The organism is Chromohalobacter moromii (assembly GCF_023091865.1).
Lineage (GTDB): Bacteria > Pseudomonadota > Gammaproteobacteria > Pseudomonadales > Halomonadaceae > Chromohalobacter > Chromohalobacter moromii.
Window position 1 is genome coordinate 915355 of the sequence record NZ_JAHXDI010000001.1, and the last position, 15694, is coordinate 931048.

Genomic DNA, 15694 nt, shown 5'->3' on the forward strand with positions numbered 1-15694 from the left:
AAGCATTGGCGCTGATGTCTCTGATATGCTGTGCCCGACTCAGGTTCGAAGCCAAGTAGAGAAGCCCCATGAATCATCGCGTGATTACCACAATGCTCGTGGCCCTGGGACTGGCCGGCACGTCATCGCTGGCCATGGCGCAGAGCGCTGCACAGCAGAAGGCGCACGAAGCGGCGGCTAAAATCGATCTTACCGATTTCTTGCAGTCGAGTTCCGATGCACGTAGCCAGAGCTTTTTCTTCGGCGGGACGCAGACCCACCCCTTTACCGTCGAGAAGTCAGGACGTTATCAATTTCAGAGCTCAACCTTGCCGGGTGACTCCGACGATTACCGAATCGAAGCGACCTTGCTCGACGAGCAGGGCAATGAAATCGCCTCGGCGTCGGGGCTGGGCCAGAACGACGGCTTGACCATGGAGCAGCGCCTGGAACCCGGCGATTACGTGCTGCGTGTTCATGGTCAGAAGTTCGGTACCACCAAGACGGGCGGTAATAGCTTCGTTGTCACCGTCAATGGCCTCGACGCACAAGGTAACCGGCTTTCAAGTGATGAAAGCGGTGTCGACGCCGGCGGTGGCATCATGTTTGGTGGCCCGGGTAAAGACGGTCATACCACGGCCTTCGTTGATGATGACGATGCGGTGGCGGCCATCGCTGCGCCGCGTCCCGACGCTAGCGAGGCAGCTTCTTCTACGACCGCGTCGGAGACGGCCACCGCATCGGCCGGTGGCCAAGCCGCTGGCTCCTCCGACGATGAGGCCGCGTCCGCCAATGACGAAGACGCCTTGCCGGATGCGTTCGACGAGATCGTCACCGACCTGGCCATTCGCGAGCAGGGTAAGGTATTGAGTTTCGATGTGGTGGAAGCGGGAACCGTGTCGGTGACCAGCTCGACCTTCCCTGGCAATGAGGGAACTTATAGCCTCGAAGCGCGGATCCTCGACGAGAGCGGTGATGTCGTGGCCAGTGACCAAGGTGAAGGTTTCGAGAGTGATTTCGACATCGAAACCACGCTGCAACCGGGACGCTACACTGTCTGGGTGAAGGGCCGGAAGTTCGGCAGTGCGATGAGCGGTGTCAATAACTACACGCTACGCGTACAGCAGCTCGATACCCAGCCGTAAGGTCTGGTGCTGTGTCGGGGGCTGACGCGCCCCGATGCGAGCCCCGCTTCGCCATGTGCGAATGCGGGGCTCTGCGCTTTTGGGCGTGGCTACGCTATACTGCGTGCCCATTTCATGTCTTGCCGCTCATTACATTGTCCGAGGATCCATGTACGCCCTGGCCCGTTCGCTACTGTTCCGACTCGATCCCGAAACCGCCCACGGCGTTGCATTGACGTCACTCGATGCCGTCCATCGCCTGGGGCTGGGCAGGTGGATGGGTACGCGTGCCGCGGCGCCCGTCACGCTGATGGGGCTGACGTTTCCCAATCGCGTGGGCTTGGCGGCGGGGCTCGACAAGAATGCCGAGCACCTCGACGCGCTCGGAGCGCTGGGCTTCGGGTTCGTCGAAGTGGGCACGGTGACGCCCAAGCCACAGCCCGGCAACCCCAGGCCGCGCCTATTCAGGCTGCCGACGGAAGGGGCGATCATCAATCGTATGGGGTTTAACAATGCCGGTGTCGACGCGCTTGTCGCCAATGTACGCAAGAGCCGCTACGACGGCGTGATCGGCATCAACATTGGCAAGAATCTAAGTACGCCAGTCGAGCATGCGGTGGACGATTACCTGACGTGCCTGCGCAAAGTGCATGCGCATGCGCATTACGTCACGGTGAATCTGTCGTCGCCGAACACGCCGGGGCTGCGCAACTTGCAGTTCGGCGAGCACCTGGATGCATTGCTGGGCACACTGGTCGAGGAAAAACACCGCCTCGATGCCGTCAGTGGCCGGCGCGTGCCCCTGGCCGTAAAGATCGCGCCGGACATGGACGCCGACGAGGTGGCGTTAGTTGCGCAGGCGCTGGCGGCCAACAGTGTCGATGCGGTCATTGCTACCAACACCACAGTGTCACGCGAGGCGGTGGCGGGGCTTGCACATGCCGAGGAGCAGGGCGGGCTTTCTGGCCGCCCGGTGTTCGAGCCTTCCAATCGGGTGATTCATGAGTTGCGCCGCCACCTGCCGACGTTGCCGATCATCGGCGTGGGCGGTATCGACAGCGGTGATGCGGCAAAGACCAAGCGCGAGGCGGGGGCCGATCTCGTCCAGCTTTATACCGGCTTTATCTACCGTGGACCGCCCCTGGTGGGCGAATGCGCTGGAGCTGTGGCGTAGTGTGTTTTGACGTAGATAGTGTGTTTTGACGTAGATAGTGTGCTTTGACATAAAAAGGCCCGCGATGCGGGCCTTGTCATGGACCTGTCACTGGGGTATCGATCCAGGTGCCATTAAGGATTCTACCATCACAGTACCATGGGGTTTCGATGGATGCCGGAAATCCCCGTCATGCCGGCCCATTGGTCCCCACGACCTTCACGCCAACCGCTCATCCAGTATTCACGGAGGTTGATGTCCTGGCTGGGGCAATCATCGCGAGAGCGCCCCGTCATGCCGGCTTTGTATCCGTGGACATATGCACGCTGAAAGCGATCACGTTTCTGTCGTTTCATCGGATGGCCTCTTATCAAGAACCGATTGTTGAGATCTGACAGTACATGCCGACAATGGGGCAACCATCATCGCCATGAACCGGAACGTCCGGACACGAAACGCATGCGTTTTCAGTAGCTACTACTTGTAATGTTTAGTGCTTTGAGGCGGATTTGTCGACCAGCGATTTGGCATAAGCCAAACGTTCCATGTAAACCATAGGAATATGACCGGTGCGTGGCGCCGGGATGACGACTTTATGACCGATGTGCAACCCCAATCTTTGACGCTCTACGTCACCTGTCCACGGGGCCTTGAGGGCTTGCTGGCCGACGAACTCGCGGGCTTCGGCGCGGAGGTGACCGGGACGACCGTGGCGGGTGTCCACGTGCAGGCCGATATCGCCATGGCCTATCGCATCTGCCTGTGGTCGCGCCTGGCGAATCGCGTGGTGCTCTGTCTTCTGCGCGAGCAGGATATCGAGCGTCCCGAGTCGCTGGTCGAAGCCGCCCGCCGGGTCGACTGGCGCGCACACCTGCGTACCGGAAGCAGCCTGGCCGTGGATTTCCATGGCCAATCCGAGCATATCCGCCATACGCGCTTCGGCGCTCAGAGCGTCAAGGATGGCATCGTCGATTCAATGCGAGCGGCCGGCCATGAACGCCCGGTGATCGAGCTCAAAAACCCCGATGCACGTATTTACGCGCACCTGCATCGTGGGCGCTTGCTGCTGGGGCTCGACTTGGTCGGCGGTAGCCTGCATCAGCGTGGTTATCGTCGTGATGCCGGCCATGCGCCGCTCAAGGAGAACCTCGCCGCCGCCTTGCTGATGCGTGCCGATTGGCCTGCGCGGGCACGGCGTGGGGAACCCTTGCTCGACCCCATGTGCGGGGCCGGCACGCTGCTCATCGAGGCGGCGTTGATGGCGGCGGACATCGCCCCCCAGTTGGCCCGGCACTATTTCGCCTTCGAGGCCTGGGCAGAGCACGATGCCGGCGTATGGCAAGAGCTCAAGCGCGAAGCGGACGCCCGTGCCAGCGTGGGGCGTCGTCGCGTCAAGTCAAAGCTGTTCGGGCGCGATCAGAGTCCACCGGCCATCGCCGCCGCCAAGGCCAACGCCATGCGCGCGGGGATTCCCGCCTTGATCGAGCTGCAAGGTGCCGAGGTAGCACAACTAACGCGCCCTGAAGGCATCGACGGGCCGGGGCTGGTCATTACCAATCCGCCGTATGGCGAGCGCCTGGGCGAGTTGCCTGAGGTGGTTCCCATTTACACCGCCCTCGGTGAACGCTTGCGCGCCGAGTTCGAAGGCTGGCAATTGGCGCTGTTTACCGGCAACCCCGACCTGGGCCACCGCACCGGGCTGCGGGCCACCAAACAGTATGCGTTCAAGAACGGGCCGCTGGATTGCAAGTTGCTGCTGATCCCGGTGGAGGCGGCGCGCACCTCGCACGCTTCTGGCAAGGACTCGGGCGAGAGCGCCTCGGCAGGCGAACGGGATACCCAGGCGGCGCCTGGCCATGCCCCGCGCAATGACGGCGCGCAGATGTTCGCCAACCGGTTGCAGAAGAACCGCAAGCGGCTGAAAAAATGGCTCAAGCAATCCGGCGAGAGCTGTTATCGGCTGTATGACGCAGATATGCCGGAATACGCCTTGGCGGTGGATGTCTATGGCGACCACGTCCACGTGCAAGAATACGCGCCACCGCGCTCGGTAGACCCTCGCCAGGCGCAGCGTCGCTTGTTCGATGCGCTGGAGGTCATCCCCCAGGTGCTCGGCGTACGCCCGGAGGACGTGCACTACAAACAGCGCACGCGACAATCGGGCAAGGCGCAATACACCAAGCAGGAGGCCAGCGGCGAACGTTTCGAGGTCAGCGAAGGGCCGGCGCGGTTGTGGGTCAATCTGCGCGACTACCTGGATACCGGTTTGTTTTTGGATCATCGCCCCGTGCGCCGAATGTTGCGTGACATGGCTGACGGCAAGCGTTTTCTCAACCTGTTCTGCTACACGGGAACGGCGACCGTTCAGGCGGCACTGGGGGGCGCGAGCGACAGTGTCAGCGTCGACCTTTCCAATACCTACCTGAGCTGGGCACGCGATAACTTCGCGCTCAACCGCCTCGACCCCAGCCGGCATCGGGTGATCCGCGACGACTGCCTGCGCTGGCTGCAAACCGCGGGTAGCGAGTTCGACCTGATCTTCATGGATCCGCCGACGTTTTCCAATTCCAAGAAGATGGATGACGTGCTCGACGTGCAGCGCGATCACGTGCGACTCATCGAACTGGCGATGTCGCGCCTGTCAGCGGACGGTACGTTGGTGTTCTCCAACAATCAGCGGCGTTTCGCGCTCGACGCCGCCATGGGCGAGCGTTTCGCGGTGGAAGATATTTCGGCGCGGACGTTCGATCCGGACTTCACGCGGCGCCCGGATCTGCATCATTGCTTCCTGATCCGTCACCGCTGAAGCCGGCGGAGGCGCGTGGGGTCAGACGCCGTCGAGCAGCGATAGCTGACGCATCGCTTCCCGGGCCTCGGGGCTCGAGTCGTCGCTGGCCTCGAAGACCTTGGCGAAGCCGCGCGAGGATTGGATATGCGCGACATCCTCGAGCCATGTCGTGGCCTGGGCATAGCTGTCGGCCAGTTGATGCTTGAGGCCGCCGAACTGGGTGCCGATCTGGCCCCAGGCGCGGCTGAATATCCAGTCACCGAACATATCCTGGTGGACATGCACGAGAACGTAGTCGTGTTCACTTTCCCAGCGGACGATCACGAGAACTCCTGGTGGCGCCGTTGTGGTTGGCAATGGGCTTGTGACGTGTCTTTCGCGGGCCTACTATCGACATTCCCGGCGGGTATCGAATCCCCGGCGAACGCCGTCTCTGGCGTGGCCGTGGACAGGCAAGTGCGCCCCGTGCGTATTGTAACCGGCCGTCGGACGTGAACAAGGGAGAAAAGAGAAGGTCATGCGCATCCTGGTCGATGAAAACATTCCTCTGGCCGATGAGTTCTTCGGCGAGCTGGGCGATATCACCCGCTTGCCTGGGCGCGACATCGATGCGGCGGCGGTCCGCGATCAGGATCTGTTGGTCGTGCGCTCGATTACGCCGGTGAATGCGGCACTGCTCGATGGTTCCCGCGTGCGTTTCGTGGGCACCTGCACCATCGGTACCGACCATGTGGATCTCGATTACCTGCGGGAAGCGGGCATCGGGTTCGCCAACGCACCGGGCTGCAATGCCGACTCAGTGGTCGACTACGTGCTTTCGAGCCTTCTATTGCTGGCCGAGGAAGATGGCTTTCATCTAGCCGGCAAGACCATCGGTATCGTCGGGGCTGGCAACGTGGGTAGCCGTCTGGTGGAGCGTCTGGACGATCTCGACGTGACGTGTCTGATCTGCGATCCGCCACGTGCCGAGGCAGAGGGCCGCGAAGACTTTCTGGCACTGGATAGTCTGCTCGAGCGTGCCGATATCGTCTGCTTGCATACGCCGCTGGTGTCGGATGGTGAGCACGCAACCCGGCATCTGCTGAATGCGACGCGCATCGAGGCCCTGGCGCCGGGTACCGTGCTGATCAACGCCGGACGTGGCGCCTGTCTCGACAATCAGGCGCTGCGCGAGCGCCTCGAACGCGTCAATGATCTACGCGTGGTGCTCGACGTGTGGGAAAACGAGCCGGGCATCGATCATGGCCTCTACGATCTCGTCGATATCGCTACGCCCCATATCGCCGGGCACAGCATCGACGGCAAGATGCGCGGCACCGAGCTTGTCTATCAGGCGGCGATGCGCCATTTTGGCTTGCCGGCGCGCAAGAAGCTCGGTCAGCTCAAGCCCGACCCATGGTTGCGCAAGATCGTGCTGACGCCCTGGGCGCCGCCGTTGGAAGCGCTATCGCTATGCACGCGGGCCTGCTACGACGTGCGCCGCGACATGCTGGCGTTCGATCGCTACCGCCGGCGCATGGGAATGGCGTCGGGGTTCGATGCCTTCCGCGCCGAGTATCCGCTGCGGCGTGAGTTTTCCACCTTGCGGGTCGAACTCAAGCAGAACAAGGGCGGCCTGCGCGACGCCCTCGAAGGCTTCGGTTTCAAGGTCAAGCTGTCTAGCAAGTAGCAAGTAGCAAGTAGCAAGTAGCAAATCGCCTGACATCATACGGCGTGCCGAAACGAAAACACCCACCGACCTTTGGATGAATCCAGGGCCGGTGGGTGTTTTGCGTTGCGCCGCTATGTGCCGTGATTATTCGCGGTAGGCGCTTTCCTTGAGGGCGCGAATGCGGTCATCCAGCGGTGGGTGGCTGGAAAACAGGCGCTCCATGAGCTTGCGTGTCTGGCCGGAGGTGATGGCGAAGGCCGTCAGCGTATCCGGCATCTGATCCGGCATCTGCGTTTCGGCTTTGAGGCGTCCCAGGGCATTGATCATCGCACCGCTACCGGCCAGCTTGGCACCGGCGGCGTCGGCGCGGTATTCGCGGAAGCGCGAGAACCAAGCGACGACGATCGAGGCCACCAGGCCGAAGACGATTTCGGCAACGATGACCACCGCCATGTAACCGAAGAAGCCCAGACCGCCGCCGTCGTCATCGCGGCGCAGGAAGCTATCCACCAGTTGCGCGACGATGCGCGCGAAGAACATCACGAAGGTATTGAGCACGCCCTGAATGAGCGCCAGCGTCACCATGTCGCCATTGGCAACGTGGCCGATCTCGTGCGCCAGCACCGCGCGCGTTTCCTCGGGGCGCATGCGCTCGAGCAGTCCGGCGGAAACGGCGACCAGCGCATCGTTCTTGTTCCAGCCCGTCGCGAACGCGTTGGATTGCTGCGCGGGAAAGATCGCCACCTCGGGCATCTTGATGCCCGCATCGCGGGCCAGCTCGCCGACGGTGTCGAGTAGCCACTGTTCGGTAGCATTGCTGGGCTGCTCGATCACCTTGGCTCGGGTACTCCTCTTCGCCATCCATTTGGAAATGAACAGCGATACCAACGACCCGGCCATGCCGATCACGAAACAGAAGATCAACAGGCTGTTCATGTTGAGCCCGTTGGCGTTGAGATAGGGCTCCACCCCGAGTATTCGCAGGGTGATGCTGGCCACGATCACCACGGCCAGGTTGGTCGCGAGAAACAGCAGGATTCGCATCATCGATGAGTTCCCTCAGTCAGTGAGACAGCAATGGTCATGTCGATTCTTGTTGGCCATTAGATACGGCGTCTTGCCTTGGGTTTCAAGACAAATATCGATAATCGTTGAGAGCGGGATGATTCCCGCCCGAGCCGGGCATGGCTCGGGCGAGAAGCGGGTCATTGGCGGTGGCGTGTTATTGGCGGTAGCGCGACAGGAAGTTGGCGAAGCGGTCCAGGGCATCGTCGAGCTGGTCGGCCCAGGGCAGGGTGACGATGCGCACATGATCGGGGGTCGGCCAGTTGAAGGCCGTGCCCTGAACCAGCAGGATCTTTTCCTGCAAGAGCAAGTCGAGCACCAACTTCTGGTCGTCCTGAATGTTGAAGACCTCGGGATCGAGACGCGGGAAGGCGTACAGCGCCCCCTTGGGCTTGACGCAACTGACGCCGGGAATGGCGTTGAGCTTGTCATAGGTAATGTCGCGTTGGGCGAGCAGCCGCCCGCCGGGCAGCACCAGGTCGTTGATCGACTGATAGCCGCCGAGTGCTGTCTGGATGGCGTGTTGCGCGGGGACATTGGCGCACAGACGCATCGAGGCCAGCATGTTGAGGCCCTGGATGAAATCGTCGGCGCGCTGTTTGCCGCGATTCCCGGAGAGAATCATCCAGCCGCTGCGGAAGCCGGCGCAGCGATAGCTCTTGGACAGACCGTTGAGCGTCACCACGAGTTGGTCGTCGTCGGCCAGTGCGCCGGTGGAGACATGCTCGGCGTCGTCGTAGAGGATCTTGTCGTAGATCTCGTCGGAGAACACTATCAGGCCGTGGCGCCGCGCGATCGCCAACAGTTCCTTGACCACTTCCGGCGGATAGACGGCGCCGGTGGGGTTATTGGGATTGATGATGACGATGGCCTTGGTGCGTGCGGTGATCTTGTCGCGCACATCGTTCAAGTCCGGCGCCCAGTCGGCCTGCTCATCGCACAGATAATGCACCGGTCGCCCGCCGGAGAGATTGGCCGATGCCGTCCACAGTGGATAGTCGGGCGCGGGGATCAGTACCTCGTCACCGTCGTCGAGCAGCGCTTGCATGGCGATGGCGATCAACTCGGAGACACCGTTACCGACGAACACATCTTCGACGCTGACGTCAGGAATGTTCTTGCGCTGGCATTCCTGCATGATCGCCTTGCGCGCCGAATAAAGCCCCTTGGAATCGCAGTAGCCCTGGGCCGTCGGCAGGTTGCGCATCACATCCTGAAGTATCTCTTCAGGGGCTTCGAAACCGAAGGATGCGGGATTGCCGATGTTGAGCTTGAGGATGCGCTGACCTTCGTCTTCGAGCCGCTTGGCGTGGTCGAGTACCGGGCCGCGAATGTCGTAACAGACGTTATCGAGCTTGTGCGATTTCCGAATGGGCGTGTCGGTATCCATGAGGCTTCCGTTTGCTGCGCAGCCGGTGGGGTGGAGGCGGTGTTTCCGTACCGTTCGGGGCGGGCTGCCGCGCCGCTTCCTAGCATACCGTGGCGCGCGGGCCACGCAAATGGCCCGCACCGGAATAGGCGATTGAAGTAGAAGGGTAAAAACCTGGCTGTTTAGGCCGGGGAGGATGACGCGTCCAGTGAGGGGTCGTTTTCCACGGGTGCAGGGATGTCGTCCGGCGTCTCCAGCGTCAAGCGCCCGAGCTTGCCATCGCGCAGCTCGTGCAGCAGCACTTCGGCGCCGCGGTGCATGTCGACGACGCCGCCAGCGCGCAAGCCGCCCCGTTTGCCGGCGATGGCCTCGACGATGGCTTGGCCATCGAAGCCGGCCTGTGCCAGCAAGTCGCGGTGCGGCGGCCCGTCGGCTTCGACGCTGCCGGCATCCGGATTGGGGGTGTAGGCAGGCAACGTTTTGAGCTTGTAACGCGCTTTGAGAGCATCCGGGTAGCGCTTGGCCAGTTCGGCGGCGGCGACGATGGCGACATCGCTATACTCCATGGCGGTATCGCGGATCGCGCCGCTGGCTGCTAGGCGATAGGCGCTGGCCTGGTCCTCGATCTTCGGCCATAGCACGCCGGGGGTGTCGATCAGCGCGACGCGGCCATCCAGGCGTATCTTCTGCTGGCGCTTGGTAACGGCCGGCTCGTTGCCGGTCTTGGCGAGCTTCTTGCCGGCCAGGCCGTTGATCAGCGTCGATTTGCCGACATTGGGAATCCCCATCACCATCACCCGCACGTCGCGATCGGCGCGCACATGGCCGGCGAGCTCGTGGCACAGCGCGGGGATGCGCTTCAACTCACGCGATTGGGTGGTGGTGACCGCCAGAGCACGGATGTCGGGCTGGGCGTTGAAGTGTTCCACCCAGCGCTCAGTCTGCTCGGGATCGGCGAGATCGGCGCGCGAGAGCACCTTGAGCACCGGCTTGTGCTCGGTCAGCTCGGCCAGCATGGGATTGGCGCTGGAGTAGGGCAGGCGGGCATCGAGGACTTCGAGTACCACGTCGATTTCCGGTAGCGCCTCCGTTATCTGGCGGCGGGCCTTGTGCATGTGTCCGGGATACCAACCCAGCATCGTCTTTACTCCAGCTCGAACAAACGGCCGCCTATGGTAGCAGAGCGAAGCCCGCTAGCAGAGCGGCGGCCGCGATGAATCACACTCCAGATGCACGACTCTTGTATGACTCTTCCGGTGAATTACTCGCCGGGGTGGAAGTCGAGCGATACCGAGTTGATGCAATAACGTTGCCCGGTGGTCTCCTGCGGCCCATCGGGGAATACATGCCCCAGATGTGCGTCGCAGCGCCGGCACGTGACCTCGACGCGGCGCATGCCGTGAGACGTGTCCAAATGCTCCTCGACGCCAGCATCCGCGAGCGGCCGGTCGAAACTCGGCCAGCCGCACCCGGAATCGAATTTATGCTCGTTTTCGAAGAGCGGGGCGCCGCAACAGATGCAGTGGTAAATGCCTTGTTCGTCGGAGACCTGGTGATCGCCGGTGAAAGGGCGCTCGGTGCCTTTCTCGCGCGTTACGCGATATTGTTCGGGCGTTAACTGCTGCCGCCACTCTTGCTCACTTTTATGCGTTTTCTCGCTCATTGCCGCCTCCTGCTTTGAAGATACTGTGATGCGCCATGCCGATGCCGATAGTCCTTGTAACGCATGGACGAGGTCACGACGTTTACTAGCAGTGGGCGCCACTTGGTCCACAATATGGGGGCATGGCAGCGACAAGAAAAGGGTGTTCAGACAGAGGGTTGACACCCGCGGGGGTGCCCAGTAATATACGCCGCACCTCGACGAGGCGAGTGACGACACGTCCCATTCGTCTAGTGGCCTAGGACACTGCCCTTTCACGGCAGTAACAGGGGTTCGAACCCCCTATGGGACGCCAACTCACCTCGTGTGGCTGGAAATGCGGGAATAGCTCAGCGGTAGAGCATCGCCTTGCCAAGGCGAGGGTCGGGAGTTCGAATCTCCTTTCCCGCTCCAAATTTGGTAGTATTGGATAGGCAGTATGGTCGTGAGCTGGAACGCCAGTCCGATCGATCTCCTTTCCCGCTCCAAAATGCGTCCCATTCGTCTAGCGGTCTAGGACACTGCCCTTTCACGGCAGTAACAGGGGTTCAAACCCCCTATGGGACGCCACTTCCAGTCAGTATGAGGCAGCAGTACCGGTGTTGTTTGTGATGCGGGAATAGCTCAGCGGTAGAGCATCGCCTTGCCAAGGCGAGGGTCGGGAGTTCGAATCTCCTTTCCCGCTCCAAGTTTGGTGGTATTCGATAGGCAGCATGGGTCGGGAGCTGGAACGCCAGCCCGGTCGATCTCCTTTCCCGCTCCAACTTTTGGTAGCAAAACACCACTCTCCTATCTCGATACGTCCCATTCGTCTAGTGGTCTAGGACACTGCCCTTTCACGGCAGTAACAGGGGTTCGAACCCCCTATGGGACGCCACTTCGTTTGCTTATAATATGCCTTGCCACTGAGTGCGGCGTTCGAGACATTGATTTTTCTCGATTTGCCCGCATTGTCTCCTGTCTTTGCAAGGTTTCTTTCGAATATCAAGAATTGGGTGCGCCAGATGGCAGAACCAGCACTGTCCATCCGCGGGCTGACCAAGGTCTACGGTAATGGCTTCCATGCCCTCAAGGGCATCGATCTCGACGTCGCCGAAGGCGACTTTTTTGCGCTTCTCGGTCCCAACGGGGCGGGCAAGTCCACCACGCTAGGGGTCGTATCATCCCTGGTACAGAAGACGGGTGGCAGCGTGAGCGTGTTCGGTATCGATATCGACCGCGACTTCGCCAAAGCCAAGTATCACCTCGGCGTGGTGCCGCAGGAATTCAACTTCAACCAGTTCGAGAAGGTCGAGGACATCGTCCTGACTCAGGCGGGCTATTACGGCATGCCGATGCGCGAGGCCAAGCCGCGCGCCGAGCAGCTACTGCGCGATCTCGGTCTGTGGGACAAGCGCAAGGGGAGTGCGCGCATGCTCTCCGGTGGCATGAAACGCCGCCTGATGATCGCGCGTGCCTTGATCCACCGCCCTCGGCTTCTAATTCTCGACGAGCCGACCGCCGGGGTGGATATCGAGTTGCGCCGCAGCATGTGGGAATTCATGAAGCGCATCAATCGTGAAGGCACCACCATCATCCTCACCACGCATTATCTGGAAGAAGCCGAGAGTCTGTGCCGTAACATCGCCATCATCAACCACGGCGATATCGTCCAGAACACCAGCGTGCGTGACCTGCTGGCGCAGCTCAACACCGAGACCTTCCTGCTCGACCTGGCCCAGCCGGTCGAGACTGTGCCCGAACTGGAAGGCTTTAACGTGGAACGTGTCGACGCCACGCAATTGGCGCTGTCGGTCGAGCGTGGCCAGCGCCTCAACGACGCCTTCGCGCAATTCTCCGCGCAGGGTTTTGAAATCGTCTCGATGCGCAATCGCGCCAACCGCCTGGAGGAAATGTTCGTGTCGATGGTCGAGCACGCCAATGCCGAAAGCGGCCGGTCCACCGACAAGGTGGAGGTGCGCTCATGAATGCCTGGCAGACCTGGATCGCGCTTTGGACCCTGGTGACCAAGGAGGTGCGCCGCTACATGCGCATCTGGCCGCAGACGCTGCTGCCGCCTTCGATCACCATGACCATGTACTTCATCATCTTCGGCAACCTGATCGGCTCGCGCATCGGGCCCATGGACGATATCCCCTACATCGATTACATCGTGCCCGGCTTGATCATGATGGCGGTGATCACCAACAGCTATTCCAACGTTGCCTCGAGCTTCTTCTCCAACAAGTTCCAGCGCAGCGTCGAGGAGATGATGGTCTCGCCGATGCCCAACTGGGTGATTCTCGCCGGTTTCGTGGTCGGCGGTGCATCGCGCGGCCTGGCCGTGGGCTTGATCGTCACCGTGGTATCGATGTTCTTCACCGACCTCTCGATTCATCATCCCTGGGTGACCATCGGGGTGGTGATCATGACGGCGTTGCTGTTCTCCATCGGCGGTTTCATCAACGCGCTGGTGGCGCACAAGTTCGACGACATCTCGATCGTGCCGATCTTCGTGCTGACGCCGCTGACGTATCTGGGCGGGGTGTTCTACTCGATCCACATGCTGCCGGCTTTCTGGCAGGGCGTGTCGATGGTCAATCCCATCCTGTACATGGTGAACGCCTTCCGTTACGGCATTCTCGGGGTCTCGGATATCCCGGTCGGCGGAGCGCTGGTAGCCATCGCGGTATTCATCGTCGTGTTCTTCGCGGTGGGACTGTGGATGCTCGACCGTGGCAAGGGGATCCGAAGCTGACATGAGCGAACGTGACGAGACCCTCGCGCATGCGCCGCTGGGGCGCGAGTCCGCGTATCCCGAGCACTACGACGCCGGCCTGCTGTTTCCCATTCCCCGGCAGGCCAACCGCGCGCCGCTGGGGCTCGATGATGCCGCGCTGCCGTTCGAGGGCGAGGACGAGTGGCACGCCTTCGAGCTTTCCTGGCTCGACGCAAAGGGCAAGCCGATCGTCGCCGTGGCCCGGTTCCGGCTGCCCGCCGACTCGCCCTTGCTGATCGAGTCGAAGTCCTGGAAGTTGTACCTCAACAGCTTCAATCAGACGCATTTCGACAGCCGCGAGGCGGTGATCGAAACGCTCGAGCGTGACCTGGCCCAGGCGGCGGGCGCGCCGGTAGCGGTAGAGCTGTTCGGCGTCGAGGACGATGCCCTGATGCCCCGAGCGCTGCCCGGCGAGTGCCTGGACGATCTCGACGTGAGCATCGAGCACTACACGCCGACTCCCGAGCTGATCGAAGTCGGCGAAGAGATCGTCGAAGAAACGCTGCACTCGCACCTGCTCAAGTCCAACTGCCCGGTGACCGGCCAGCCCGACTGGGGCAGCGTGCTGATTCGATATCGCGGCCCTCGGCTTGAGCGCGAGGCCTTGCTGAAGTACCTGATCTCCTACCGGCAGCATCAGGACTTTCACGAGCACTGCGTCGAGCACCTGTTCGTCGACCTCATGGCGCGGGCCAGGCCGGAGCGGCTGCTGGTCATGGCGCGCTACGTGAGGCGGGGCGGGCTGGATATCAGCCCCTGGCGGGGCACACCCGGCGAACGGCCGCCTACGCCACTCCGTCTGGCGCGTCAGTGAGCGTGTAACTCAGCGCCATACATTGAACCCAGGCGGCTTCGGCCGCACATCATTACCCTATTCAGACGGCCAAGGAGATGTTCATGGATGCCATGACCTTACTGCACGAGCGCAGCTCGATGGGGAAACTGGCCGCGCCCGCCCCCGACCGCGATCAATTGGACGCGTTGTATCGTGCCGCCTTGCGCGCGCCCGATCACGATGCCCTGACGCCATGGCGGTTCATCGAGTTCTCCGGGGAAGGGCTCGACCGGCTGGGCGAGCTGTACGCCAAGGCCGAGCAGCGTCTCAATCCGCACATCGACGATGGTCACCTGGACGCCGCGCGCAAGAAGCCCAAGCGTGCGCCGATGATCATCGCGGTGATCGCCAAGGTCACGCCCGATCACCCCAAGGTGCCGCGTATCGAACAGCTGCTTTCCGCCGGCTGCGCGGCGCATGGCATCCTGCTCGCGGCGCAGGCGCAAGGCCTGGGCGCCATGTGGCGCACCGGCCACTACGCCTTCGACCCCACGGTGCGTGAAGGCCTCGGCCTTGCCGAAGACGATGAGCTGGTCGGCTTTCTGTACCTCGGTCAGATGGGAGGGCGCCACAAGCCGCTGCCCGAACGCGACCCAAGCGACTTCGTCGAGCGCTGGTCGTGAACGCTACGCCACGCCGCCCGGGAGTGATGCATCCCCGCTTGCCGTTACCTGAGGCGAGCGACGGAGACGACCTCGAGGGCTTTCTCGCCTGGTTGCGTGAGGCGATCCCGCAGGTCGCGCATTACGGCATTCACTCGCCCGCCTGGGACGCGACGACGCTCCGCTGGCAAGTCGCGCTGGATGCCAACCTCAATGACAAGGGCACCGGCTTCGGCGGCGCGCTCGCCGCGGAGACCACCTTGCTCGGCTGGTGCTGGACGACGCTATGGCTACGCGCCCGGGGCAGGGCGCAAGACGTGGTGATTGCCGAAGGCCAGCAGCGTTTTCTCGCCCCCGTCACCACGGACTATTACATGCAGTGTTTCCCTCTCGAAGCCGACGGCATTGCTCGCCTGGAAGCCTCGCTGGCGGAGAAGGAGCGAGGGCGCATCAAGCTCGTTCAGCGCGTCTACTGCGGCGACACCCTATGCATGGAAGCTCAAGGCAGTTACGTGGTACTCAAGTGATTCCTTGTCGAGACGGAAAATCGCTTGCAAAACAGCACTTAGCTCGATAGTATGTGCGCCGTTCTGACGGACATGGTCAACGCCATTCGGCGGAACGACAATTTGCGGAGGGGTGTCCGAGTGGTCGAAGGAGCGCGCCTGGAAAGCGCGTAAGTCGAAAGGCTTCGAGGGTTCGAATCCCTCCCCCTCCGCCAAGATTTT

Annotated in this window: 15 protein-coding genes and 6 tRNA genes; 15 read left to right on the plus strand and 6 right to left on the minus strand. The window is 61.9% G+C overall.

The window, feature by feature from the left end; translation table 11 throughout:
* The first annotated feature begins 68 nt into the window (after positions 1-68).
* Both KZO83_RS04080 and KZO83_RS04085 read left to right on the plus strand, forming a co-directional pair.
* Positions 69-1124 carry a hypothetical protein gene (locus tag KZO83_RS04080; RefSeq protein WP_247619848.1) on the plus strand — a complete coding sequence of 352 codons (1056 nt, stop codon included), beginning with the start codon at positions 69-71 and terminating at the stop codon, positions 1122-1124.
* A gap of 148 nt (positions 1125-1272) precedes the next feature.
* Positions 1273-2277: a quinone-dependent dihydroorotate dehydrogenase gene (locus tag KZO83_RS04085; protein ID WP_247619849.1), complete on the plus strand. Its 1005-nt coding sequence runs from the start codon at positions 1273-1275 to the stop codon at positions 2275-2277.
* Between the two features lie 128 nt (positions 2278-2405).
* Here KZO83_RS04085 and rmf read toward each other — a convergent pair whose 3' ends face one another.
* Positions 2406-2612: a ribosome modulation factor gene (gene rmf, locus KZO83_RS04090; RefSeq protein ID WP_040243900.1), complete on the minus strand. Its 207-nt coding sequence runs from the start codon at positions 2610-2612 to the stop codon at positions 2406-2408.
* 239 nt (positions 2613-2851) lie between these two features.
* On the opposite strand from rmf, the gene rlmKL reads away from it, so the two are divergent.
* Positions 2852-5062, plus strand: a complete 2211-nt coding sequence (gene rlmKL / locus KZO83_RS04095; protein WP_247619850.1) for a bifunctional 23S rRNA (guanine(2069)-N(7))-methyltransferase RlmK/23S rRNA (guanine(2445)-N(2))-methyltransferase RlmL — start codon at positions 2852-2854, stop codon at positions 5060-5062.
* Positions 5063-5083: 21 nt separating this feature from the next.
* On the opposite strand, the gene KZO83_RS04100 is transcribed toward rlmKL, so the two are convergent.
* Positions 5084-5368: a hypothetical protein gene (locus KZO83_RS04100; protein WP_179000047.1), complete on the minus strand. Its 285-nt coding sequence runs from the start codon at positions 5366-5368 to the stop codon at positions 5084-5086.
* A gap of 193 nt (positions 5369-5561) precedes the next feature.
* On the opposite strand from KZO83_RS04100, the gene pdxB reads away from it, so the two are divergent.
* The gene (gene pdxB, locus KZO83_RS04105) at positions 5562-6713 is read left to right on the plus strand and encodes a 4-phosphoerythronate dehydrogenase PdxB (protein ID WP_247619851.1); all 1152 of its coding nucleotides are present in this window, start codon (positions 5562-5564) and stop codon (positions 6711-6713) included.
* 126 nt (positions 6714-6839) lie between these two features.
* On the opposite strand, the gene htpX is transcribed toward pdxB, so the two are convergent.
* The 4 genes from htpX to msrB form a co-directional block, all read right to left on the minus strand.
* Positions 6840-7742, minus strand: coding sequence for a protease HtpX (gene htpX / locus KZO83_RS04110; RefSeq protein ID WP_247619852.1), 903 nt, complete (start codon positions 7740-7742; stop codon positions 6840-6842).
* A 175-nt stretch (positions 7743-7917) separates the two neighbouring features.
* On the minus strand, positions 7918-9150 hold the full coding sequence (locus KZO83_RS04115) for a pyridoxal phosphate-dependent aminotransferase (RefSeq protein ID WP_179000044.1): 1233 nt from the start codon (positions 9148-9150) through the stop codon (positions 7918-7920).
* Between the two features lie 161 nt (positions 9151-9311).
* Positions 9312-10268, minus strand: coding sequence for a ribosome biogenesis GTPase YlqF (gene ylqF, locus KZO83_RS04120; RefSeq protein WP_247619853.1), 957 nt, complete (start codon positions 10266-10268; stop codon positions 9312-9314).
* Positions 10269-10390: 122 nt separating this feature from the next.
* A complete protein-coding gene (gene msrB / locus KZO83_RS04125) occupies positions 10391-10792 on the minus strand; it encodes a peptide-methionine (R)-S-oxide reductase MsrB (protein WP_097022298.1) in 402 nt (133 codons plus the stop codon).
* A 219-nt stretch (positions 10793-11011) separates the two neighbouring features.
* On the opposite strand from msrB, the gene KZO83_RS04130 reads away from it, so the two are divergent.
* From KZO83_RS04130 to KZO83_RS04180, 11 genes are all read left to right on the plus strand, one after another.
* Positions 11012-11087: transfer RNA gene (locus KZO83_RS04130), tRNA-Glu, on the plus strand.
* A 23-nt stretch (positions 11088-11110) separates the two neighbouring features.
* Positions 11111-11185: transfer RNA gene (locus KZO83_RS04135), tRNA-Gly, on the plus strand.
* An 80-nt stretch (positions 11186-11265) separates the two neighbouring features.
* A tRNA-Glu gene (locus KZO83_RS04140) sits at positions 11266-11341 on the plus strand.
* Between the two features lie 43 nt (positions 11342-11384).
* Positions 11385-11459: transfer RNA gene (locus tag KZO83_RS04145), tRNA-Gly, on the plus strand.
* Positions 11460-11572: 113 nt separating this feature from the next.
* Positions 11573-11648, plus strand: a tRNA-Glu gene (locus tag KZO83_RS04150).
* 127 nt (positions 11649-11775) lie between these two features.
* Complete coding sequence (locus tag KZO83_RS04155) at positions 11776-12738, plus strand: ABC transporter ATP-binding protein (RefSeq protein WP_247619854.1); 963 nt, start codon at positions 11776-11778, stop codon at positions 12736-12738.
* On the plus strand, positions 12735-13508 hold the full coding sequence (locus KZO83_RS04160) for an ABC transporter permease (RefSeq protein WP_247619855.1): 774 nt from the start codon (positions 12735-12737) through the stop codon (positions 13506-13508). Before KZO83_RS04155 ends, KZO83_RS04160 begins: the two co-directional genes overlap by 4 nt.
* A 1-nt stretch (position 13509) precedes the next feature.
* A complete protein-coding gene (gene queF, locus KZO83_RS04165; protein WP_247619856.1) occupies positions 13510-14343 on the plus strand; it encodes an NADPH-dependent 7-cyano-7-deazaguanine reductase QueF in 834 nt (277 codons plus the stop codon).
* Between the two features lie 83 nt (positions 14344-14426).
* The gene (locus KZO83_RS04170; protein WP_011506655.1) at positions 14427-14987 is read left to right on the plus strand and encodes a nitroreductase family protein; all 561 of its coding nucleotides are present in this window, start codon (positions 14427-14429) and stop codon (positions 14985-14987) included.
* Positions 14988-15013: 26 nt separating this feature from the next.
* The gene (locus KZO83_RS04175; protein WP_247620179.1) at positions 15014-15493 is read left to right on the plus strand and encodes a YiiD C-terminal domain-containing protein; all 480 of its coding nucleotides are present in this window, start codon (positions 15014-15016) and stop codon (positions 15491-15493) included.
* Between the two features lie 106 nt (positions 15494-15599).
* Positions 15600-15687: transfer RNA gene (locus tag KZO83_RS04180), tRNA-Ser, on the plus strand.
* The last annotated feature ends 7 nt before the right edge of the window (positions 15688-15694 follow it).

Excerpts from the sequence above, each read along its gene's own strand:
- KZO83_RS04080 (WP_247619848.1), top strand. The coding sequence starts at position 69 with ATGAATCATCGCGTGATTACCACAATGCTCGTGGCCCTGGGACTGGCC.
- KZO83_RS04085 (WP_247619849.1), top strand. The coding sequence starts at position 1,273 with ATGTACGCCCTGGCCCGTTCGCTACTGTTCCGACTCGATCCCGAAACC.
- rmf (WP_040243900.1), bottom strand. The coding sequence starts at position 2,612 with ATGAAACGACAGAAACGTGATCGCTTTCAGCGTGCATATGTCCACGGA.
- rlmKL (WP_247619850.1), top strand. The coding sequence starts at position 2,852 with ATGACCGATGTGCAACCCCAATCTTTGACGCTCTACGTCACCTGTCCA.
- pdxB (WP_247619851.1), top strand. The coding sequence starts at position 5,562 with ATGCGCATCCTGGTCGATGAAAACATTCCTCTGGCCGATGAGTTCTTC.
- htpX (WP_247619852.1), bottom strand. The coding sequence starts at position 7,742 with ATGATGCGAATCCTGCTGTTTCTCGCGACCAACCTGGCCGTGGTGATC.
- KZO83_RS04115 (WP_179000044.1), bottom strand. The coding sequence starts at position 9,150 with ATGGATACCGACACGCCCATTCGGAAATCGCACAAGCTCGATAACGTC.
- ylqF (WP_247619853.1), bottom strand. The coding sequence starts at position 10,268 with ATGCTGGGTTGGTATCCCGGACACATGCACAAGGCCCGCCGCCAGATA.
- msrB (WP_097022298.1), bottom strand. The coding sequence starts at position 10,792 with ATGAGCGAGAAAACGCATAAAAGTGAGCAAGAGTGGCGGCAGCAGTTA.
- KZO83_RS04155 (WP_247619854.1), top strand. The coding sequence starts at position 11,776 with ATGGCAGAACCAGCACTGTCCATCCGCGGGCTGACCAAGGTCTACGGT.
- KZO83_RS04160 (WP_247619855.1), top strand. The coding sequence starts at position 12,735 with ATGAATGCCTGGCAGACCTGGATCGCGCTTTGGACCCTGGTGACCAAG.
- queF (WP_247619856.1), top strand. The coding sequence starts at position 13,510 with ATGAGCGAACGTGACGAGACCCTCGCGCATGCGCCGCTGGGGCGCGAG.
- KZO83_RS04170 (WP_011506655.1), top strand. The coding sequence starts at position 14,427 with ATGGATGCCATGACCTTACTGCACGAGCGCAGCTCGATGGGGAAACTG.
- KZO83_RS04175 (WP_247620179.1), top strand. The coding sequence starts at position 15,014 with ATGCATCCCCGCTTGCCGTTACCTGAGGCGAGCGACGGAGACGACCTC.